We start from the raw sequence: 21,027 nt of genomic DNA on the forward strand, positions 1-21,027 counted from the left end.
CACGACCCCGAGCCCCGCGGGCCCGCGCATCAGCGCGTCGCACCGCGGGGCTCGTCACGTTCCAGCGCCCACCGCACCCCAGCCCTGTGTGGGCAATCGTCCCGCAGGGCGGGACGGGTGGGCACACGGGACGGCGCCCTTGCGGGCGCGTCCGCTCCCTGGGCCCCGTGCACCCCAAGGGCCCGCACGCACAAGGTCTTGGTCGCCGCACGCCCCTCGGGGTGCGGGCCGGTCGGGGCAGAGGCGCCTGCAAGGGCGCCGTCCGTTGTGCCCACCCGTTCCGCCCCAGCGGAACGAATGCCCGCAACGGGGTGGGGTGGGGGCGGCGCGATGTGCACGACGGGGTGGGGGGAGCGGCGGGACGCTTGCCCGCAGCCGAGGTGGGGCGTGGGGGCCGCCCACCTCGTGGGTGAGCGGCCCCTCCCGGCTCAGGCCCGGCGGAAGAGCGTCGTCGCGCGGGTCGTCACGGCCTCGCGGCGGGCCGACCAGCGGTTTGTCAGGGTCGACCAGCGGTCGGAGACCGACCACACCACCCGGACGGCCGAGCGCGGTGCCAGCAGGGCCCGCAGCCGCACCTTGCGGGCCGACGACGCGGCGAAGCCCGACCTGACCAGGGCGACCTCGTCCACGAGGCCCGTCCCCGGGCGGGGCTCAGGGGCGTAGAGCACCTGCTCGACCGCGCGGGCCACCCGGTGCACCGCGTTGGCCGGCTCGCCCTCCAGGGAGCCCAGGCGGACGATCCGCGCCGCGGTCTTCCGGGGCGTCTGCGACTCGTCCGGCAGGACCCCGTGGTCCCACGCCAGGTCGATGATCTCCCGCCAGGCGTCCAGGGTCCTGGCCACCGCCTCCTCCACGGTGCGGCCCGAGGAACCGAGCCGCCTGGCCCGTACCCGCGTACGCCACAACAGCGGTGTCAGCGGCAGCAGAAGGATCACCGCCACCCCCAGGCACACCAGCACCACCGACAGCGCATCCGGCCCGCCGCCGCCGGACGAGGTGTCGCCCGCCGCCGCGTCGGGGCCGCACTCGCCGAGGCGCCGCAGCTGCGCCGGGCAGCTCTCCGAGGCGCTCGGCGCGGCGGACGGCAGCGCCGAGGCGCTGGTCTCCGGCTGCGCCGACCCGGTCGGCCGGCCCGTCGGGGTCTGCTCCCGCGTGTACTCGGGCGTGGAGCCCCGCGTCGGCGTCGGCTCGAACCGGGTCCAGCCCGCGCCCTCGAAGTACAGCTCGGGCCAGGCGTGGGCGTCCCGTATGCCCACCGAGATCGTGCCGTCGGACTGCGGAGTGCCCGGCATGAAGCCGACCGCCACGCGGGCCGGGATGCCCAGGGAGCGCGCCATCGCCGCCATCGAGAACGAGAAGTGGACGCAGAAGCCCTCCTTCCGCTCGAGGAAGCGGGAGATCGCCTGGACCCCCGTACCCGACTCGACCTCGACGTCGTAGCGGAAGCCGCCGTCGGACGCGAACCAGTCCTGGAGCTTCACCGCCCGCTCGTAGTCGTTGCGGGCGTCCTTGGTGACCTGCAGCGCCGTCGACTTCACGTCGGCCGGCAGCGAGGCGGGGACCTTGGTGTACTCCGAGACGAGCTGGGCCGGCGCCGGGGTGGCCGCCGCCAGCTGCTCGCCCGTCGGCTGCACGTCCAGGCTGGTCACCGTGTACCGGGCGCCGCGGGTGTTCTGCCCGTCGTCGCCGACGAGCATCCGCCCGGCCGGCTCGTACCGCCAGCGGCCGCCGATCTCGACCCGGGCCGCCGGGTAGGGCATCGGCAGCCACTTCTGCTCGTACGTCGTGGAGGCCACGAAGTTGCCCGTCACCTCGGTCGTGCGGACCTGCTCACTCAGGCCGTCCGGTCGCGGCAGCCGCTCGGGCACGTCCTGGATCGGGCGGACCGAGGACTTCCACGAGGTGCCGTCGAACTGGTCGAGCGCCACGAGCCGCAGATACATGCCGCTGGTGTCGGTCGCGTTGGTCCGGTAGCGGAGCACCTCGCGGTCCTCGGGCTGCCGGAGGTTGTCCTGGAGCGAGACCAGCGGGTTCACCGCCGAGATCGTGCCGCCCTTGCCGCTCTCGCCCGACCCGTCGCCGTTGTTGCCGAACAGGCCGCCGGAGAGCGCGGGCAGCGCGGCCGGCACCGCCAGCGCGATGCCCATGGCGACCACGCCGATCCGCCGGCCGGTCCGCACAGGTGCGAGCGCCTGCCCGCTCCCGGACAGGCCCGTCCCTCCGCCCCCGGCCCGCGGCGCGCCGCCGAAGACCCGTCCCCACTGCGAGAGCCGGTCACGGCTCTCCGCGAGCAGGAGCAGCAGGTAGCCGGAGGCGGCCACCAGGAACCACAGCCAGCTCGCGCCGCCGTCGGAGAGCCCCGCGGCCACCGAGTACAGCGCGAGCAGCGGCAGACCGGCCGGGGCCGCGCTGCGGAAGGTCACCGCGAGCGCGTCCACCAGGAGACCGATGACCAGCACACCGCCGACCACCATGAGCCGGATGCCCTCGGTGTCGGGGGCCGGGATCGCGTACGTACTCACGTCGTCGGCGCCCGCCCGGAACAGCGCGGCGAACTGCCCGAACGCCTGCGGCCCGGGCAGGAAGCCGAACAGCGCCTGCTCCCGGGCGAAGACGAGCGTGAGCGCCAGCAGGCTCACGAGCGCCTGCGCCCCGATCGTCAGCGCCCTGGCCAGCGGCACCCGCCGGGTCAGCACGCCGACCCCGCTCTGCACCGCCAGCAGGATCGCGGCCGGGAAGATCCAGGTCGCCGGCTTCACCAGCGGAAGGAGCGCGCCCGCCGCCATCAGCGTGGCGGCGAAGGCGCCCAGTGTCAGCCGCCCGCGGCCGCTCATGACCAACCTCCGTACGTCTCACCCGCGGTGCTCTCCGCGCGCATGCCGCCCGCCTGCTGCCACAGCTCGGCGAGCCGGGCACCGGGCGGCACGGCCAGCGCCGTCCAGCCGGCCTCCCGCAGCTGCCGCAGCCGCTCGTCGACCGCACCGGTCACCGCGCCGCCGGTCAGCCAGGTGCCGCTGTCCAGGACGAAGGCGACGGCCGCGCCGCTGCGGTGCCGCATCCGGGCGGCCAGCGCCGCCTGCTCCTCGTCGATGTCGCCGACGAAGGCGACCAGCAGGCCCTCGTTGCCGCTGCGCAGCACGTCGTACGCGCGCGAGAGACCGGCCCCGTCGGAGTGGTCGACGACGGCGAGCGTGTCCATCATCAGACCCGCCGCCTCGGCCGCGTCCTGAGACGTGCCGGCGAAGCCCTCGGCGCCCTCACCGGGCACCGCGGTGCCCGTGTCGGTGAGGAGGCGTACCGCATAGCCGCGCTCCAGCATGTGCACCAGGGCGGAGGCCGCGCCCGAGACCGCCCACTCGAAGGCCGAGTCGGGCCCGGCGCCCTGGAAGGCGATCCGGCGGGTGTCGAGCAGCACCGTGCAGCGGGCCCGCTGCGGCTGCTCCTCGCGGCGGACCATCAGCTCGCCGTAGCGCGCGGTGGAACGCCAGTGGACCCGGCGCAGATCGTCGCCGTGCCGGTAGGTGCGCGGGATCACGTCGTCGTCTCCGGCCAGGGCCAGGGAACGCTGCCTGCCGTCGCCGTACCCGGCCGCCTCGCCGGTGAGCTTCACCGGCGGCAGCGGCTCGGTCCGGGGGACGACGGTGAGGGTGTCGTACGCGCTGAAGGAGCGGGTCAGTTCGCACATCCCGAACGGGTCGTTCAGCCGCAGCTGGAGCGGGCCCAGCGGAAAGCGGCCGCGCAGATCGGAGCGGACCCGGTACGAGACCTCGCGCCGCCCGCCCGCCTCGACCCGGTCCAGGACGAACCGGGGCCGCGGCCCGAGCATGTACGGGACGTGGTCCTGGAGCATGAGCAGCCCGGTGGGCATCCGGGAGACGTTGTCCATCCGCAGATGGACCCGCGCCTCGGAGCCGACGGGCACTCGCCGCGGGGAGAGCCGGCGGCTGCCGGCGACCCGGTACCGGGTGCGGTAGAGCACCCCGGCGCAGATCAACGGCAGGATCGCGAGCAGCAGTCCGACGCGCAGAAGATCGCCCTGGCCGAGGACGTAGGCGCAGATCGCGGCGGCGACACCGGCGGCGAGGAAGGACCGGCCGCGTGTGGTGAGACCGCCGAGGGCGGCCCGCAGACCGCCCCGGTCGTCACCCGGGCGGCCGCCCCGGTCCTCGCCCCGCTGCCCCTCCGGCGTGGCAGCGGTCGTCATCACAGCGGCCGAACGCCGGGCTGCTGGCCGTAGTGCGGGCCGGCGGGCGGCGCCGCGGCCGGGACGGGCGTGCGCTGCAGGATGTCGAGGACGACCTGCTCCGACGTACGCCGGTTCAGCTGGGCCTGCGCCGTCGGCAGCAGCCGGTGCGCGAGGACCGGCACGGCCAGGGCCTGGAGGTCGTCCGGCAGGACGTACTCGCGGCCGCTGAGCGCGGCGGAGGCCTTGGCGGCGCGCAGCAGGTGCAGCGTGGCACGCGGCGAGGCGCCCAGGCGCAGATCCGGGTGGCTGCGGGTCGCGGCGACGATGTCCACGGCGTACCGGCGCACGGAGTCGGCGACATGGACGCCGCGTACCGCGTCGATCAGCTTGACGATGTCATGAGCGTGCGCGACCGGCTGCAGATCGTCGAGCGGGTTGACCGCGCCGTGGATGTCGAGCATCTGGAGCTCGGCCTCGGGGCTGGGGTAGCCGATCGAGACGCGCGCCATGAAGCGGTCGCGCTGGGCCTCGGGGAGCGGGTACGTGCCCTCCATCTCCACCGGGTTCTGCGTGGCCACCACCATGAAGGGGCTCGGCAGCTCGTAGGTCTGCCCGTCGACGGTGACCTGCCGCTCCTCCATGGACTCCAGGAGTGCGGACTGGGTCTTCGGCGAGGCGCGGTTGATCTCGTCGCCGATCACGATCTGGGCGAAGATCGCGCCCGGCTTGAACTCGAAGTCCCGCCGCTGCTGGTCGAAGATCGACACGCCGGTGATGTCCGAAGGCAGCAGGTCGGGCGTGAACTGGATGCGGCGCACCGAGCAGTCGATGGACCGGGCCAGCGTCTTGGCCAGCATCGTCTTGCCGACGCCCGGGACATCCTCGATCAGAAGATGCCCCTCGGCGAGCAGCACGGTCAGCGAAAGCCGTACGACCTCAGGCTTGCCCTCGATCACACCCTCCACCGACCTGCGGACACGCTCCGCTGTGGTGGTCAGATCTGTGAGGCTCGCTCGATCGTCATAGGTCGTCACCCGGCCCTCCTCGGCCCTTTCCCGGGCCGATGCGCGGCCCAACCCCGGAACACGGACACCCCTGCCGGAAGGTTTCCGGAGGGTGTCACCCGAGCATTGTTGTTGCCTGTGGCGCCCGGTGTCACTTGCCTGTGGACAACTGCGAGCGATATGCCGGGGTTTGCCGTGTTACGCCGGGTCGATCTCGCGCAGCAGACCCGTCGTCACGTCGAAGACGAAGCCCCGGACGTCGTCGGTGTGCAGCAGGAACGGCGAGGTCCGCACGCGCTGCATCGACTGCCGGACGTCCTGGTCGACATCGCGGAAGGCCTCGACCGCCCACGCCGGCCGCTGGCCGACCTCGTCCTCCAGCTCGTGCCGGAAGTCCTCGGTCAGCGACTCCAGACCGCAGTTCGTGTGGTGCACGAGCATCACGCTGCGGGTGCCGAGGGCGCGCTGGCTGATCGTGAGGGAGCGGATCACGTCGTCGGTGACCACGCCGCCCGCGTTGCGGATGGTGTGACAGTCGCCAAGCTCCAGGCCGAGCGCGGCGTGCAGGTCGAGACGGGCGTCCATGCAGGCGACCACGGCGACGTTCAGGACGGGCCGGGCGTCCATGCCCGGGTCGGTGAAGTCGGAGGCGTAGCGCTCGTTCGCCTCGACGAGTCGGTCGGTGACCGTCCCGCCGGTGCGAGTCGCGGCGGCGGCGTCGGCGGAGGGGTGAGCGGAGGTCGACATGTCTATGACGGTAGTGGTCACAGGCGATCGTGGCCCGCTGTGAGAGCGGACAAAGAACGTCAATGAGCCTTGTTGTGAGGTAACCCACACGCGTGAGAAGACCGCGCCCGTACGGGTGAGTCGCCGGAAATGTCCCACTCCCGTCGCCGGCCCGCGCGACGCGCCAGCCGGTTGATTGACCGCCACGGCCAGTGGACTAAAGTGACGCGAAGTTCACGGAGACATTGAGCGATTTCCGCAGTTTCTCCCCCGCGTGTGCGGCGGATGCGTAGCGGCCGCGCCGAATCTGAGCCGAATCTGAGAGGGCGCATTGAGCAACGACCGACACGTCCCGGTGATGCTCCAGCGGTGCCTGGACATGTTGGCCCCGGCCCTGGAACGCCCCGGCGCGATCGTCGTCGACTGCACCCTCGGCCTCGGTGGCCACAGCGAGGCGCTGCTGCGGCGGTTCCCCGAGGCGCGGCTCGTCGCCCTCGACCGGGACAAGGAGGCGCTGCGGCTCTCCGGCGAGCGACTCGCCCCGTACGGGGAGCGCGCCACGCTCGTCCACGCCGTGTACGACGAGCTGCCCGAGGTCCTCGACCGGCTCGGCATCCCGCGCGTCGACGGCATCCTCTTCGACCTGGGCGTCTCCTCCATGCAGCTCGACGAGGCCGACCGCGGCTTCGCCTACGCGCAGGACGCGCCGCTCGACATGCGCATGGACCAGACGACCGGGATCAGCGCGGCGGAGGTCCTCAACACCTACCCGGCCGGCGAGCTGGTCCGCATCCTGCGGGCGTACGGGGAGGAGAAGCAGGCCAAGCGGATCGTCTCCGCGATCGTGCGCGAGCGCGAGAAGGAGCCGTTCACCAACAGCGCCCGCCTGGTCGAGCTGATCCGCGACTCCCTCCCGCAGGCGGCCAAGCGCACCGGCGGCAACCCGGCCAAGCGCACCTTCCAGGCCCTGCGCATCGAGGTCAACGGCGAGCTGTCCGTCCTTGAGCGGGCGATCCCGGCCGCGGTGAAGGCGCTCGCGGTGGGCGGCCGGATCGCGGTCCTGTCGTACCACTCCCTGGAGGACCGGCTGGTCAAGCAGGTCTTCGCGGCGGGCGCGGCGACCACCGCCCCGCCCGGCCTGCCGGTGGTCCCGGAGAAGTACCAGCCCCGCCTGAAGCTGCTCACCCGCGGCGCCGAGCTCCCCACGGAGGAGGAGATCGCCGAGAACCGCCGCGCGGCCCCCGCGCGTCTGAGGGGGGCACAGCGCATCCGGGAGGACGAATCGGCGTGAGCGACGCACGCGAGGCCGCCGGGCCGCAGACGACGACGATGCCCGCACCTCCGCGCCTCGCGGGCGGAGACGGGCGTACCGCCCGGGCGTCAGCACCGGGGGAGAACAGGGGCGAACGGTGACGACGAAGGGGCCGCTCAAAGGGCGGGCCGCGCGGCTGGGGCGGCTCATGCCGTCGGGGCCCAGCACCGCAGCCCGTACCCCCTTCGTCCTGCTCGTGGTGCTCCTCCTCGGCGGCGGGCTCATCACCCTCCTGCTGCTGAACTCCGCCCTCAACCAGGGCTCCTTCAAGCTGCGCGACCTCAAGAACCGGACCACCGAGCTCACCGACGAGGAGCAGGCCCTCCAGCGGGACGTGGACGACTACTCCGCGCCCGACGCGCTGGAGCGGCGGGCCAGGGAGCTCGGCATGGTCCCGGGCGGCAGCCCCGCGTTCCTCGACCCGGACGGCACGGTCCGCGGCAAGCCCTCCAAGGCCTCCGCGCCGAAGCCCGATCCGACCCCGACCGTGACCGCCCCTCCGCCCGCGACGCGGCTTCCGGCCGGACCGCCGCAGGTGGCACCCTCCGGCTCCGCCTCGCCGTCCCCGGACCCGGCCGCGGGTACGCCCCCGGCCACACCCCCGGCCACGACGCCCGCGACGGCACCCGAAGCGCCGACCACGACCGCGCCCGCCCCGACGAACTCCGGCAGGTGACCGCAGTGCCCCCCAAGGAGCCCCCGCGCCGCCGCGTGCCCGGCCCCGCCCGGCCCGCACGCCCCCGGTCCTCCGACGGCAGGCAGACCCGGCCCGCCCGCCCCGCCCCGCGCTCCGCCGCCCCGCGCAGGCCCGCGCCCCGGCCCCCGGCGCGGCCGCGCACCATCCGGCTCGGCAGCCCCAAGCCCCGGCTGCGGCTTGTCTCCCTCGGCCTGACGCTCGTGATGCTGGTGTTCGTCGTCCGGCTGCTCCAGGTGCAGGCCGTCGACGCCGGCGCGCTGGCCGCCAAGGCGGAGGCGCACCGCTACCAGGAGTACACGCTCTCCGCGGACCGCGGCGAGATCACCGACCGCTCCGGGATCGCGCTGGCCGCCAGCGTCGACGCGTACGACATCACCGCCGACCCCAAGCTCTTCACCCCCGAGGAGAGCAGGATCCAGGACGCCCCGGAGCAGGCAGCCGCGCTCCTCGCGCCGCTCCTGGGCAAGGAACCCGCGGACCTCGCCAAGAAGCTCCGCACCCCCAAGTCCCGCTACACCCTGCTCGCCCGCAAGCAGACCCCGCAGGTCTGGAACCAGATCAAGGACCTCAAGAAGGTCTACGAGAAGAAGGCCAAGCGCTCCGAGGGCGGCAACGGGATCAACCTCCTCGGCGGCATCCTCAGCGAGCCCAGCACCAAGCGCGTCTACCCCAACGGCGAACTCGCCGCCGGGATACTGGGGTATGTCAACGCCGAGGGCCGCGGCGCCGGCGGCCTGGAGTCCATGCTCGACAAGGAGCTCGCGGGCACGGACGGCAAGATCAGGTTCGCCCAGTCCGGCGGCCGTCAGGTGCCCACCGCGGGCTCCCAGGGAACCCCGGCCGTGCCCGGCTCCGACATCGAGCTGACCATCGACCGGGACATCCAGTGGGCCGCCCAGCAGGCCATCACCGCGCAGGTGAAGAAGTCCAAGGCCGACCGCGGCTACGTGATAGTGCAGAACACGAAGACCGGCGAGGTCCTGGCCATGGCCAACGCCCCCGGCTTCGACCCCAACGACCTGTCCGCGGCCAACGCGGCCTCGATGGGCAACGCGGCCCTCCAGGACGCCTACGAGCCCGGCTCCACCAGCAAGGTCATGTCCATGGCCGCCGTCCTGGAGGAGGGCGTCGCCGCCCCCGACACCCATGTCACCGTGCCCAACCGGCTGCACCGCGGCGACCGGCTCTTCAAGGACGACATCGACCACCGCACCTGGTACCTGACCCTCAACGGCGTCCTCGCCAAGTCCAGCAACATCGGCACGATCCTGGCCACCGGCCAGCTCGGGAAGACCCAGGCCGAGGCCAACCAGGTCCTCTACTCCTACCTGCGCAAGTTCGGCATCGGCAGGCCCACCGGGCTCGGCTACCCGGGCGAGACCCCCGGCATCCTCGCCAAGCCGGAGAAATGGTCGACCTCGCAGCAGTACACGATCCCGTTCGGCCAGGGCCTCTCCATCAACGCCATGCAGGCCGCCTCCGTCTACTCGACCATCGCCAACGGAGGCGTACGGATCGAGCCCACGCTCGTCCGCGGCACCAAGGGACCCGACGGCCGGTTCACGCCCGCGCCCGCCCCGGAGCAGACCCGGGTGATCAGCGAGAAGACCGCCAAGACCCTCGCGCAGATGCTGGAGTCCGTGGTCGGCGACGAGGAAGGCACCGGCACCAGGGCCCGTATCCCCGGCTACCGCGTCGCGGGCAAGACCGGAACCGCCAACCGCGTCGACCCCGAGCTCGGCCGCTACAAGGGCTACACCTCCTCGTTCGCGGGCTTCGCACCCGCGGACGACCCGCAGATCACCGTCTACTGCGCCATCCAGAACCCCACCAAGGGCGACTACTTCGGCGGCCAGATCTGCGGACCCATCTACAAGAAGGTCATGGAGTTCGCCCTCAAGACCCTCCACGTCCCGCCGACGGGCAGCGAGCCCGCCCGGATGCCGGTGACCTTCAAGGACAGCGAGTGACACCCCGGGAGCACCAGTGACCACGATCACCCCCGATTCCGGCAACCGGAAATCGAACTCCGACGACGCCCGGCCCTCTTTTGGCCCCGCGACGGGTGGGCCCGGTACGCTCACCGCCGTGCCACACGCTGATCAGTACCGAACCACCCCGCCCCGCCCGGAGCAGGCCCGCCCGACACCCCTGGGTGACCTGGCCGCCCGGCTCGGCATCGCGACGCCCGGCAGCACCGACGTCACGGGCATCACCCACGACTCGCGCGCGGTACGCCCCGGCGACGTCTACGCGGCCCTCCCAGGCGCCCGGCTGCACGGCGCCGACTTCGCCGGCCAGGCCGCCGGACTCGGCGCCGCCGCGATCCTCACCGACCCGGCGGGCGCCGAGCGCGCCGCCGCGACCGGTCTGCCGGTCCTGGTCGTCGAGAACCCGCGCGGACGGATGGGCGAGCTCGCCGCCGAGATCTACGGCCGCCCGGGCGCGGACCTGCTCCAGATCGGCATCACCGGCACCTCCGGCAAGACCACCACGGCCTACCTCGTCGAGGGAGGACTGCGGGCGGGCGGCCGGAAGACCGGCCTCATCGGCACCGTCGAGATGCGGATCGGCGACGAGCGCATCAAGTCGGAACGTACGACCCCCGAGGCCACCGACCTCCAGGCCCTGTTCGCGGTCATGCGCGAGCGCGGGGTCGAGTCGGTCGCCATGGAGGTCTCCAGCCACGCCCTCGTGCTCGGCCGGGTCGACGGCTGCGTCTTCGACGTCGCCGTCTTCAACAACCTCAGCCCGGAGCACATGGAGTTCCACTCCGACATGGAGGACTACTTCGGGGCGAAGGCGCGGCTGTTCACGCCGGAGCGCAGCAAGCGGGGCGTGGTGAACCTCGACGACCCGTACGGGCGCAGGCTGGCCGCGGAGGCGACCGTCCCGGTCGTCACCTTCTCCGCCGAGGGCGACCCCGACGCCGACTGGCGCGCCGAGGACGTCCGGATCGGCTCCCACGACTCCACGTTCACGGTCGTCGGCCCCCAGGGCGAGCGGATCTCCGCCACTGCCCCGCTGCCCGGACCGTTCAACGTCGCCAACACCCTGGCCGCGATCGTCAGCCTCGCCGTCGCCGGGCTCGACCCGCAGACCGCCGCCGACGGAGTCGCCGCCGTCCCCGGCGTCCCCGGCCGCCTGGAGCGCGTCGACGCCGGCCAGCCGTACCTCGCGGTCGTCGACTACGCCCACAAGACGGACGCTGTCGAATCGGTCCTGCGCTCGCTGCGCAAGGTCACCGAGGGCAAGCTGCACATCGTCCTTGGCTGCGGCGGCGACCGGGACACCACCAAGCGCGGACCGATGGGCGCCGCCGCGGCGCGCCTGGCCGACACCGCCGTACTGACCTCCGACAACCCCCGCTCCGAGGACCCTCTCGCGATCCTCGCCGCCATGCTCGCGGGCGCCGCGGAGGTGCCGATCCACGAGCGCGGCGACGTCCTGGTCGACGCCGACCGGGCCGCCGCCATCGCCGCGGCCGTGGCCCGCGCCCAGCCGGGCGACACCGTGCTCGTCGCCGGCAAGGGCCACGAACAGGGTCAGGACATCGCGGGAGTGGTCCGCCCCTTCGACGACCGCCAGGTCCTGCACGAAGCGATTGAACGCAGCCTCAAGAACAGTCAGGGATAAGTTGTGATCGCCCTCTCCCTCGCCGAGATCGCCGAAATCGTCGGCGGGCAGTCGTACGACATACCGGATCCGGCCGTCCAGGTCACCGGCCCCGTCGTCATCGACTCCCGTGAGGTGAAGCCCGGCAGCCTGTTCGCCGCCTTCGCCGGCGAACAGGTCGACGGCCACGACTACGCGGAACGCGCCGTCGAGGCGGGCGCCGCGGCCGTCCTGGCGGCCCGCCCCGTCGGCGTGCCCGCCATCGTCGTGGACGACGTCCAGACGGCGCTCGGCGCCCTCGCCCGCGCCGTCGTCGAACGCCTCGGCACCGATGTCGTCGCGCTCACCGGCTCCGCCGGAAAGACCTCCACCAAGGACCTGATCGCCCAGGTCCTGCAGCGCCACGCGCCCACCGTGTGGACGCCGGGCTCGCTCAACAACGAGATCGGGCTGCCGCTCACGGCGCTGCGCGCGAGCGACGAGACCCAGCACCTGGTCCTCGAGATGGGCGCCCGCGGCATCGGCCACATCCGCTACCTCACCGGACTGACCCCGCCGCGCATCGGACTCGTCCTGAACGTGGGCACCGCCCACATCGGCGAGTTCGGCGGACGCGAGCAGATCGCCGAGGCCAAGGGCGAGCTCGTCGAGGCCCTGCCCCCGGCCGAGAAGGGCGGGGTGGCCGTCCTCAACGCCGACGACCCGCTCGTACGGGCCATGGCCGCGCGGACCCACGCGCGCGTGACCCTGTTCGGAGAGGCCGACGAATCCGACGTACGTGCCGAGAATGTCCGGCTCACAGAGAACGGACAGCCCTCTTTCAGGCTTCACACACCCACCGGGTGCAGTGACGTGACCTTGCGCCTGTACGGTGAGCACCACGTGTCGAACGCGCTCGCCGCGGCCGCCGTCGCCCATGAGCTGGGCATGCCCGTCGAGGAGATCGCCACCGCGCTCTCCGAGGCAGGCACCCTGTCGCGCTGGCGCATGGAGGTCACCGAGCGTCCGGACGGCGTGACGATCGTCAACGACGCCTACAACGCGAACCCCGAGTCCATGCGAGCCGCTCTGCGCGCGCTCGCGGCCATGGGCAGGGCCGCACAGGCCCAGGGGGGCCGTACGTGGGCGGTGCTCGGCAAGATGGCCGAGCTCGGTGACGCATCGCTCGCCGAGCACGACGCGGTCGGACGGCTCGCCGTCCGGCTCAACGTCAGCAAGCTCGTGGCGGTCGGGGACAGGGAAGCGTCCTGGCTGCAACTGGGCGCATATAACGAGGGTTCGTGGGGTGAGGAGTCGGTGCACGTGTCCGACGCGCGGGCGGCGGTCGACCTGTTGCGCAGTGAGCTGCGCCCGGGAGACGTCGTGCTGGTGAAGGCTTCGAGGTCGGTCGGGCTCGAGCAGGTCGCCCTGGCCCTCCTTGACTCCGAGAGCGAGGTCACCGGCCGATGAGGCAGATCCTCTTCGCGGGAGCCATCGGGCTCTTCCTGACCCTGATCGGCACTCCGCTGCTCATCAAGCTCCTTGCGCGCAAGGGGTACGGGCAGTTCATCCGGGACGACGGCCCGCGCGGCCACGCCGGCAAGAAGGGCACGCCCACCATGGGCGGCATCGCCTTCATCCTGGCCACGTTGATCGCGTACGCCCTCACCAAGGTCATCACGGGCGAGGACCCGACCTTCTCGGGTGTCCTCGTCCTCTTCCTGACCGCGGGCATGGGCCTGGTCGGCTTCCTCGACGACTACATCAAGATCGTCAAGCAGCGTTCGCTGGGTCTGCGGGCCAAGGCCAAGATGCTGGGCCAGCTGATCGTCGGCATCGCCTTCGCGGTACTCGCGCTGCAATTCGCCGACCTGCGCGGACTCACCCCGGCCTCCGAGAAGCTGTCCTTCATCACCGACTTCGGCTGGTCCATCGGGCCGGTGCTGTTCGTGGTCTGGGCGCTCTTCATGATCCTGGCCATGTCCAACGGCGTGAACCTGACGGACGGTCTGGACGGCCTGGCCACCGGCGCGTCGGTGATGGTCTTCGGCGCGTACACGTTCATCGGGCTGTGGCAGTTCCAGGAGTCCTGCGCCAACGCGATGACCCTGACCAACCCCAACGCCTGCTTCGAGGTCCGCGACCCGCTGGACCTCGCCGTCGTCGCCTCCGCCCTGATGGGCTCCTGCTTCGGCTTCCTGTGGTGGAACACCTCACCCGCCAAGATCTTCATGGGCGACACCGGCTCGCTGGCCCTCGGCGGTGCGCTCGCCGGCCTCGCCATCTGCTCCCGTACCGAGCTGCTGCTCGCCCTGCTCGGCGGCCTCTTCGTGCTGATCACCATGTCGGTGGTCATCCAGGTCGGCTCCTTCAAGATGACCGGCAAGCGCGTCTTCCGGATGGCCCCGCTCCAGCACCACTTCGAACTCAAGGGGTGGTCCGAGGTCCTGGTCGTCGTCCGGTTCTGGATCATCCAGGGCATGTGCGTGATCGTGGGCCTGGGCCTCTTCTACGCGGGATGGGCATCCGAAAAGTGAGCTGGAACGGCAAGAGGGTCACCGTCGCGGGGCTCGGGGTCTCCGGCATCCCGGCCGCCCGCGTCCTGCGCGGCCTCGGCGCGGTCGTGACCGTCGTCAACGACGGCGACGACGAGCGTTCCCGGGCGCAGGCCGCCGAGCTGGAGGCCGAGGGGATCACCGTCCGCCTCGGCGACGGCGCGACCCTGCCCGAGGGCACCGAGCTGATCGTCACCACCCCCGGCTGGCGGCCCGACAAGCCGCTCTTCGCGGCCGCCGCCGAGGCGGGCGTGGAGATCTGGGGCGACGTCGAGCTCGCTTGGCGCCTCCGGGGCCCCGACGCGGCTCCCTGGCTCGCCGTGACCGGCACCAACGGCAAGACCACGACCGTACGGATGCTCGCCTCGATCCTGGAGGCGGCGGGCCTGCGGACCGCGGCCGTCGGCAACATCGGCGTCTCGCTCCTCGACGCCGTCCTCGGCGAGGAGACGTACGACGTCCTCGCCGTCGAGCTCTCCAGCTACCAGCTCCACTGGGCGCCCAGCGTGCGCGCCCACTCGGCCGCCGTGCTCAACCTGGCGCCCGACCACCTCGACTGGCACGGCTCCATGGAGGCGTACGCCGCCGACAAGGGCCGGATCTACGAGGGCAACACCGTCGCCTGCGTCTACAACGTCGCGGACAAGGCCACCGAGGACCTGGTCCGTGAGGCCGACGTCGAGGAAGGCTGCCGCGCGATCGGCTTCACCCTCGGCACGCCCGGCCCGTCCCAGCTCGGCGTCGTCGAGGGCATCCTCGTCGACCGGGCCTTCGTCGAGAACCGGCAGAAGCAGGCGCAGGAGCTGGCCGAGGTCGCGGACGTGAACCCGCCGGCCCCGCACAACATCGCCAACGCGCTCGCCGCGGCGGCCCTGGCCCGCGCCTTCGGCGTCGAGCCGAGAGCCGTACGCGACGGACTGCGGGCCTTCCGGCCCGACCCGCACCGCATCGAGCTGGTCGAGGACGTCGAGGGCGTCGTGTACGTCGACGATTCCAAGGCGACCAACACCCACGCCGCGGAAGCCTCGTTGGCGGCCTACGACCCGATCGTCTGGATCGCCGGCGGCCTCGCCAAGGGCGCGACCTTCGACGAGCTCGTCGCGAAGTCGGCGAAGCGGCTGCGCGGGGTCGTGCTGATCGGCGCGGACCGCGCGCTGATCAGCGAAGCCCTGGCGCGACACGCCCCCGAGGTCCCGGTGGTGGACCTCGACCGGACCGACACTGGGGCGATGTCCGCGGCGGTCCAGGAGGCGGCCCGGCTCGCCCGGCCGGGAGACACGGTTCTGCTGGCCCCGGCCTGCGCCTCGATGGACATGTTCGCCAACTACAACAAGCGGGGCGAGGCGTTCGCGGACGCGGTCCGCACCCTTGCCGCCACCGGGCGCGTCTGACCTGACCAGCAAGGAGGTCCGGCGCCGCCGGGCACGACTGGAGGGGACAGCGACCATGCCGAGCAGAACCGCCGGGACCCGCCGGCCCTCCGCCGTCCGCGGCGGGGGCCGTGCTCCCGCGCCTCCGCGGCGGCCCCGCGGCGGCGGCGTACGGCGGATGTACGAGCAGGCGCGGCGCGCCTGGGACCGTCCGCTGACCGCGTACTACGTGATCCTCGGCGCCGCGCTGCTCATCACCGCCCTCGGCCTGGTGATGGTCTACTCCGCCTCGATGATCACGGCGCTGCGGTACGACCTCGTGCCCTCGTACTTCTTCCGCAAGCAGTTCTTCGCCGCGGTCCTCGGCGCGGCCCTGCTCCTGGCCGCCTCCCGGATGCCGGTCAAGCTGCACCGGGCGCTCGCGTACCCGATCCTGGTCGGCGCGGTCTTCCTGATGGTGCTCGTCCAGGTGCCGGGGATAGGGCGTGCGGTCGGCGGCAACCAGAACTGGATCTCGCTGGGCGGACCGTTCATGCTGCAGCCCAGCGAGTTCGGCAAGCTGGCGCTGATCCTGTGGGGCGCCGATCTGCTCGCCCGCAAGCAGGACATGAAACTGCTCACCCAGTGGAAGCACATGCTGGTGCCGCTGGTTCCCGGCGCCTTTCTGCTGCTCGGGCTGATCATGCTCGGCGGGGACATGGGCACGGCGATCGTGCTCACCGCGATCCTCTTCGGGCTGCTGTGGACCGCCGGAGCCCCCACCAGGCTCTTCGTCGGGGTGCTCTCCGTCGCGGGGACGATCGGCTTCCTGCTGATCAGGACCAGCAGCAACCGGATGAAGCGATTCGCCTGCATCGGCGCCACCGACCCCGGGGGAGAGGGCGCCCCCTGTCTCCAGGCCGCGCACGGGATCTATGCTCTGGCCTCGGGCGGATGGTTCGGTTCCGGCCTGGGTGCAAGTGTGGAAAAATGGGGCCAACTACCCGAAGCGCACACCGACTTCATCTTCGCCGTCACCGGGGAGGAACTGGGTCTGGCGGGGACGCTGTCGGTACTCGCCCTGTTCGCGGCTCTAGGCTATGCGGGTATCCGCGTGGCCGGACGCACGGAGGACCCCTTCGTGAGGTACGCCGCGGGAGGCGTGACCACCTGGATCACGGCGCAGGCCGTGATCAACATCGGTGCGGTGCTCGGCCTGCTGCCGATCGCCGGAGTCCCGCTCCCGCTGTTCTCCTACGGAGGGTCCGCCCTGCTGCCGACCATGTTCGCCGTCGGGCTCCTCATCGCCTTCGCGCGACAGGAACCCGCCGCGAAAGCGGCTCTGGCCATGCGGCGCCCCGGCTGGGGTAGGCGGGCCGGAGTGAGATGGAAGTCGATGCGACGGCGCGTCAAGAAGCGTCCGTCCGGAGAGCGGTGAATTTCGGTGCATGTCGTACTCGCCGGTGGGGGGACCGCCGGCCACATCGAGCCCGCGCTCGCCCTCGCGGACGCCCTGCGCAGGCAGGACCCGAGCGTGGGAATCACGGCGCTCGGCACGGAGAAGGGCCTGGAGACCAGGCTCGTGCCCGAGCGGGGCTACGAGCTGGCCCTCATCCCCGCCGTGCCCCTGCCGCGCAAGCCCACCCCTGAGCTGATCACCGTCCCCGGGCGGCTGCGCGGCACCATCAAGGCCGCCGAGCAGATCCTGGAGCGCACCAAGGCGGACTGCGTGGTCGGCTTCGGCGGCTACGTGGCGCTGCCCGGCTATCTCGCGGCCAAGCGCCTCGGGGTGCCGATCGTGGTCCACGAGGCCAACGCTCGGCCGGGCCTGGCCAACAAGATCGGCTCGCGGTACGCGGAGGGCGTGGCCGTCGCCACGCCGGACTCCAAGCTCCGGGGCGCCCGCTACATCGGCATCCCGCTGCGGCACACCATCGCCACCCTCGACCGGGCCCGGGTCCGGCCCGAGGCGCGCGCCGCCTTCGGTCTCGACCCGAATCTGCCGACCCTGCTCGTCTCCGGCGGCTCGCAGGGGGCGCGCCGGCTCAACGAGGTCGTCCAGCAGATCGCCCCGGTGCTCCAGCGCTCCGGCATCCAGATCCTGCACGCGGTCGGCCCGAAGAACGAGCTGCCGCGTGTCGACAACATGCCCGGGATGCCGCCGTACGTCCCGGTACCGTACGTGGACCGGATGGATCTCGCGTACGCCGCGGCCGACATGATGCTCTGCCGCGCGGGTGCGATGACCGTCGCCGAGCTCTCCGCCGTCGGGCTGCCCGCCGCCTACGTCCCGCTGCCGATCGGCAACGGAGAACAGCGGCTCAACGCCCAGCCGGTGGTCAAGGCCGGCGGTGGACTGCTCGTCGACGACGCGGAGCTTTCGCCGCAGTGGGTGCAGGCCAATGTCCTGCCCGTACTCGCCGATCCGCACCGCCTGTACGAGATGTCCCGCGCCGCCGCCGAGTTCGGCCGCCGGGACGCCGACGACCTGCTCGTCGGCATGGTGTACGAGGCGATCGCGGCCCGCCGGAAGGCCTAGGGCGGCAATAAGCGGAAGGCAGGAGACGCCACGTGGCAGCCGGACCGACGACCGCCGAGAAGAGCGGTGAGAAGAAGCCGAAGGGGTCGTCGGAACGGCAGTCCCGGGCAGGAGGCGAGCCGGGCCGGGAATCGCGGTTGCGGGGGCCCGGCCCGCGTGTCCTGCTGATCGCGCTCGCCCTGGTCGCGATCGTGGCCGGCGGACTCTGGGCGCTCTACGGCTCCACCTGGCTCCGTGTGGAACGTGTGAAGACTTCCGGCACCCAGGTTCTGACGGTTCGTGAAGTGGAGGCGGCTGCCGCCGTACCGATCGGATCTCCGCTCGTTTCCATCGATACCGATGCGATCGAGGCGCGACTTCTGCAGAAACTGCCCCGAATCGACACGGTGGAGGTCGTCCGCTCCTGGCCGCATGGAATCGGTCTGAAAGTGACGGAACGGAAGCCGGTTCTGCTGGTGGAAAAGGGCGGAAAGTTCACCGAAGTGGACTCCGTCGGAACCCGGTTCGCCACCGTCGACAAGGCGCCCGCCGGCGTACCGGAACTCGTTCTGGACATCGCCTCCTCGCCGAGCCTGCGCCGCTTCGACGCGGACCGGCTGCTCCTCGAGGCCGTGGGCGTGACCACCGAACTCCCCGAGAAGATCGCCCGGGACACACGTGTCGTCAAGGTCGCCTCGTACGACTCCATCACCCTGGAGCTCGGCGGGGGCCGCACGGTCTTCTGGGGCAGCGGTGAGGACGGTGCCGTCAAGGCCCGCGTCCTCACCGCGCTGATGAAAGCGACGCCCAAAGCGGGGCACTTCGATGTAAGCGCCCCCACCGCCCCTGCATCATCGGGCAGTTGACGCTCATCGCCGCTGGCCAGCGCCCTGGTTGGCCAGCGCTATGGGTGATCACATAGGGTGAAAAGAAAAACGGGAGGTTCGGCGTGTTCGTTGAACGTGCGCCACTTGTCGACTTAGTGTCCTGTTCGGAAGAGTCCAGCGAACAGAGACACTGGTAACCCTAAACTTCAACGTTAGGGTTTGGGTCGGCGTTTCGGACCGTCCCATCGGCATCCGTCGTCGCAGCGCGACTACCACCGCGAAGCGGCGACACGTAACTCGAGGCGAGAGGCCTTCGACGTGGCAGCACCGCAGAACTACCTCGCAGTCATCAAGGTCATCGGTGTCGGCGGCGGTGGTGTCAATGCCATCAACCGAATGATCGAGGTCGGTCTCAAGGGCGTCGAGTTCATCGCGATCAACACCGACGCGCAAGCGCTGTTGATGAGCGACGCCGACGTCAAGCTCGACGTCGGCCGTGAACTCACCCGCGGCCTCGGGGCCGGGGCCAACCCGGCAGTCGGTCGCAAGGCGGCAGAGGACCACCGTGAGGAGATCGAGGAGGTCCTCAAGGGGGCCGACATGGTCTTCGTCACCGCCGGCGAAGGTGGCGGCACCGGCACCGGCGGCGCACCCGTCGTCGCCAACATCGCGCGCTCGCTCGGCGCCCTGACGATCGGTGTGGTCACCCGGCCGTTCACCTTCGAGGGTCGCCGTCGCGCCAACCAGGCGGAGGACGGCATCGCCGAGCTCCGCGAAGAGGTCGACACCCTCATCGTCATCCCGAACGACCGGCTGCTCTCGATCTCGGACCGCCAGGTCTCCGTGCTCGACGCCTTCAAGTCGGCCGACCAGGTGCTGCTGAGCGGTGTGCAGGGCATCACCGACCTCATCACCACCCCCGGCCTGATCAACCTCGACTTCGCCGACGTCAAGTCGGTCATGTCCGAGGCCGGTTCCGCCCTCATGGGCATCGGCTCCGCCCGCGGCGACGACCGCGCCGTGGCCGCCGCCGAGATGGCGATCTCCTCGCCGCTCCTGGAGGCGTCCATCGACGGCGCCCGCGGCGTGCTGCTCTCCATCTCCGGCGGCTCGGACCTCGGTCTCTTCGAGATCAACGAGGCCGCGCAGCTGGTGAGCGAGGCCGCCCACCCCGAGGCCAACATCATCTTCGGCGCCGTCATCGACGACGCCCTGGGCGACGAGGTCCGGGTCACGGTCATCGCGGCCGGCTTCGACGGCGGCCAGCCGCCGACCCGCCGGGACAACATCCTCAGCTCGGCCTCCGCCAAGCGCGAGGAGCCGGCCCCGGCGCCGCGCGCCACCGAGCGCCCGCTCGGCGGCCTCGGCACCGTCGCCCCGCGCGACGAGCCGGCCGCCGCGCCGGCCGAGCCGGCCCCGGCGGTCAGTGAGACCCCGCTGTCGCCGGCCGCCCCGCCGGTGGTCCCGCCGGCCCGCCCGTACCCGGACACGCAGGCCGAAGAGCTGGATGTCCCGGACTTCCTGAAGTGATAGGGCAGCACGATCACGTGAGCGGCGCGCACTTCGCCTTCACCGACAGGTGGGGCGGGGTGAGCGCCGTTCCGTACGAGGAGCTCAACCTCGGCGGCGCGGTGGGGGACGACCCCGAGGCCGTACGGACCAACCGGACCCGCGTCGCGGAGGCGCTCGGGCTCGATCCGGCGCTGGTGGTCTGGATGAACCAGGTCCACGGCGCGGACGTCGCGGTGGTCGACGGACCGTGGGCCGCCGGAACGGACATCCCGTCCGTCGACGCGATCGTGACGACCCGGCGCGGTCTCGCCCTCGCGGTCCTGACCGCCGACTGCGTCCCGGTCCTCCTCGCCGACCCCGTCGCCGGGGTCGTGGCCGCCGCCCACGCCGGGCGGCCCGGGATGGTCGCCGGAGTCGTACCGGCCGCCGTGAAGGCCATGATCGAACTCGGCGCCGACCCCGGCCGTGTCGTCGCCCGTACCGGCCCCGCCGTCTGCGGTCGCTGCTACGAAGTGCCCGCCGGGATGCGGGACGAGGTCGCGGCGGTCGAACCGGCCGCCTCCGCCGAGACGAGCTGGGGGACCCCGGCCGTGGACGTCGCCGCCGGAGTGCACGCGCAGCTGGAGCGGCTCGGGATCTCCGACCGGCAGGCCAGTGGGATCTGCACCCGCGAGTCGGGCGACCACTACTCGTACCGCCGCGATCGCACCACGGGGCGACTCGCGGGATATGTCTGGTTGGACTGAT

16 protein-coding genes are annotated in these 21,027 nt (G+C 72.0%); 12 read left to right on the forward strand and 4 right to left on the reverse strand.

Annotated elements, in window-relative coordinates; translation table 11 throughout:
- Positions 1-428 precede the first annotated feature (428 nt).
- From FDM97_RS09250 to FDM97_RS09265, 4 genes are all read right to left on the reverse strand, one after another.
- Positions 429-2,834, reverse strand: a complete 2,406-nt coding sequence (locus tag FDM97_RS09250) for a transglutaminase TgpA family protein (RefSeq protein WP_137989919.1) — start codon at positions 2,832-2,834, stop codon at positions 429-431.
- Positions 2,831-4,204: a DUF58 domain-containing protein gene (locus FDM97_RS09255; RefSeq protein ID WP_137989920.1), complete on the reverse strand. Its 1,374-nt coding sequence runs from the start codon at positions 4,202-4,204 to the stop codon at positions 2,831-2,833. The genes FDM97_RS09250 and FDM97_RS09255 overlap by 4 nt, the downstream gene beginning before the upstream one ends.
- Positions 4,204-5,220 (reverse strand): AAA family ATPase, encoded by a 1,017-nt coding sequence (locus tag FDM97_RS09260; RefSeq protein ID WP_137989921.1) that lies wholly within the window; start codon positions 5,218-5,220, stop codon positions 4,204-4,206. Before FDM97_RS09260 ends, FDM97_RS09255 begins: the two co-directional genes overlap by 1 nt.
- Before the next feature lie 168 nt (positions 5,221-5,388).
- Positions 5,389-5,937, reverse strand: a complete 549-nt coding sequence (locus tag FDM97_RS09265; protein WP_175439072.1) for a beta-class carbonic anhydrase — start codon at positions 5,935-5,937, stop codon at positions 5,389-5,391.
- A gap of 310 nt (positions 5,938-6,247) precedes the next feature.
- Between FDM97_RS09265 and rsmH the strand changes: the two genes are divergently transcribed.
- The 12 genes from rsmH to pgeF all read left to right on the forward strand — a co-directional run bounded on the left by rsmH (position 6,248) and on the right by pgeF (position 21,026).
- Positions 6,248-7,207, forward strand: a complete 960-nt coding sequence (gene rsmH / locus FDM97_RS09270) for a 16S rRNA (cytosine(1402)-N(4))-methyltransferase RsmH (protein WP_137989923.1) — start codon at positions 6,248-6,250, stop codon at positions 7,205-7,207.
- Between the two features lie 169 nt (positions 7,208-7,376).
- Positions 7,377-7,904, forward strand: a complete 528-nt coding sequence (gene ftsL / locus FDM97_RS09275; protein WP_137994741.1) for a cell division protein FtsL — start codon at positions 7,377-7,379, stop codon at positions 7,902-7,904.
- Between the two features lie 5 nt (positions 7,905-7,909).
- Positions 7,910-9,895, forward strand: a complete 1,986-nt coding sequence (locus FDM97_RS09280) for a peptidoglycan D,D-transpeptidase FtsI family protein (RefSeq protein WP_137994740.1) — start codon at positions 7,910-7,912, stop codon at positions 9,893-9,895.
- A 16-nt stretch (positions 9,896-9,911) separates the two neighbouring features.
- Positions 9,912-11,561 carry a UDP-N-acetylmuramoyl-L-alanyl-D-glutamate--2,6-diaminopimelate ligase gene (locus FDM97_RS09285; protein WP_137989924.1) on the forward strand — a complete coding sequence of 550 codons (1,650 nt, stop codon included), beginning with the start codon at positions 9,912-9,914 and terminating at the stop codon, positions 11,559-11,561.
- Between the two features lie 3 nt (positions 11,562-11,564).
- The gene (locus FDM97_RS09290; RefSeq protein WP_137989925.1) at positions 11,565-12,989 is read left to right on the forward strand and encodes a UDP-N-acetylmuramoyl-tripeptide--D-alanyl-D-alanine ligase; all 1,425 of its coding nucleotides are present in this window, start codon (positions 11,565-11,567) and stop codon (positions 12,987-12,989) included.
- Complete coding sequence (gene mraY, locus FDM97_RS09295) at positions 12,986-14,056, forward strand: phospho-N-acetylmuramoyl-pentapeptide-transferase (protein ID WP_137989926.1); 1,071 nt, start codon at positions 12,986-12,988, stop codon at positions 14,054-14,056. Before FDM97_RS09290 ends, mraY begins: the two co-directional genes overlap by 4 nt.
- Positions 14,038-15,465, forward strand: a complete 1,428-nt coding sequence (murD, locus tag FDM97_RS09300; protein WP_137989927.1) for a UDP-N-acetylmuramoyl-L-alanine--D-glutamate ligase — start codon at positions 14,038-14,040, stop codon at positions 15,463-15,465. Before mraY ends, murD begins: the two co-directional genes overlap by 19 nt.
- 55 nt (positions 15,466-15,520) lie before the next feature.
- Positions 15,521-16,861: a putative lipid II flippase FtsW gene (gene ftsW / locus FDM97_RS09305; RefSeq protein ID WP_137989928.1), complete on the forward strand. Its 1,341-nt coding sequence runs from the start codon at positions 15,521-15,523 to the stop codon at positions 16,859-16,861.
- Between the two features lie 6 nt (positions 16,862-16,867).
- Complete coding sequence (murG, locus tag FDM97_RS09310) at positions 16,868-17,962, forward strand: undecaprenyldiphospho-muramoylpentapeptide beta-N-acetylglucosaminyltransferase (RefSeq protein ID WP_137989929.1); 1,095 nt, start codon at positions 16,868-16,870, stop codon at positions 17,960-17,962.
- Positions 17,963-17,994: 32 nt separating this feature from the next.
- Positions 17,995-18,807, forward strand: coding sequence for a cell division protein FtsQ/DivIB (locus tag FDM97_RS09315; RefSeq protein WP_137989930.1), 813 nt, complete (start codon positions 17,995-17,997; stop codon positions 18,805-18,807).
- A 279-nt stretch (positions 18,808-19,086) separates the two neighbouring features.
- On the forward strand, positions 19,087-20,298 hold the full coding sequence (ftsZ, locus tag FDM97_RS09320; protein WP_137989931.1) for a cell division protein FtsZ: 1,212 nt from the start codon (positions 19,087-19,089) through the stop codon (positions 20,296-20,298).
- Positions 20,295-21,026, forward strand: a complete 732-nt coding sequence (gene pgeF, locus FDM97_RS09325) for a peptidoglycan editing factor PgeF (RefSeq protein WP_137989932.1) — start codon at positions 20,295-20,297, stop codon at positions 21,024-21,026. The genes ftsZ and pgeF overlap by 4 nt, the downstream gene beginning before the upstream one ends.
- The last annotated feature ends 1 nt before the right edge of the window (position 21,027 follow it).

Origin of the sequence: Streptomyces vilmorinianum (genome assembly GCF_005517195.1) — a bacterium.
GTDB lineage: Bacteria > Actinomycetota > Actinomycetes > Streptomycetales > Streptomycetaceae > Streptomyces > Streptomyces vilmorinianum.

Bases quoted from the DNA above. Each gene is read 5' to 3' on its own strand.
- FDM97_RS09250 (WP_137989919.1), bottom strand. From the start codon at position 2,834: ATGAGCGGCCGCGGGCGGCTGACACTGGGCGCCTTCGCCGCCACGCTG.
- FDM97_RS09255 (WP_137989920.1), bottom strand. From the start codon at position 4,204: ATGACGACCGCTGCCACGCCGGAGGGGCAGCGGGGCGAGGACCGGGGC.
- FDM97_RS09265 (WP_175439072.1), bottom strand. From the start codon at position 5,937: ATGTCGACCTCCGCTCACCCCTCCGCCGACGCCGCCGCCGCGACTCGC.
- ftsL (WP_137994741.1), top strand. From the start codon at position 7,377: ATGCCGTCGGGGCCCAGCACCGCAGCCCGTACCCCCTTCGTCCTGCTC.
- mraY (WP_137989926.1), top strand. From the start codon at position 12,986: ATGAGGCAGATCCTCTTCGCGGGAGCCATCGGGCTCTTCCTGACCCTG.
- murD (WP_137989927.1), top strand. From the start codon at position 14,038: ATGGGCATCCGAAAAGTGAGCTGGAACGGCAAGAGGGTCACCGTCGCG.
- ftsW (WP_137989928.1), top strand. From the start codon at position 15,521: ATGCCGAGCAGAACCGCCGGGACCCGCCGGCCCTCCGCCGTCCGCGGC.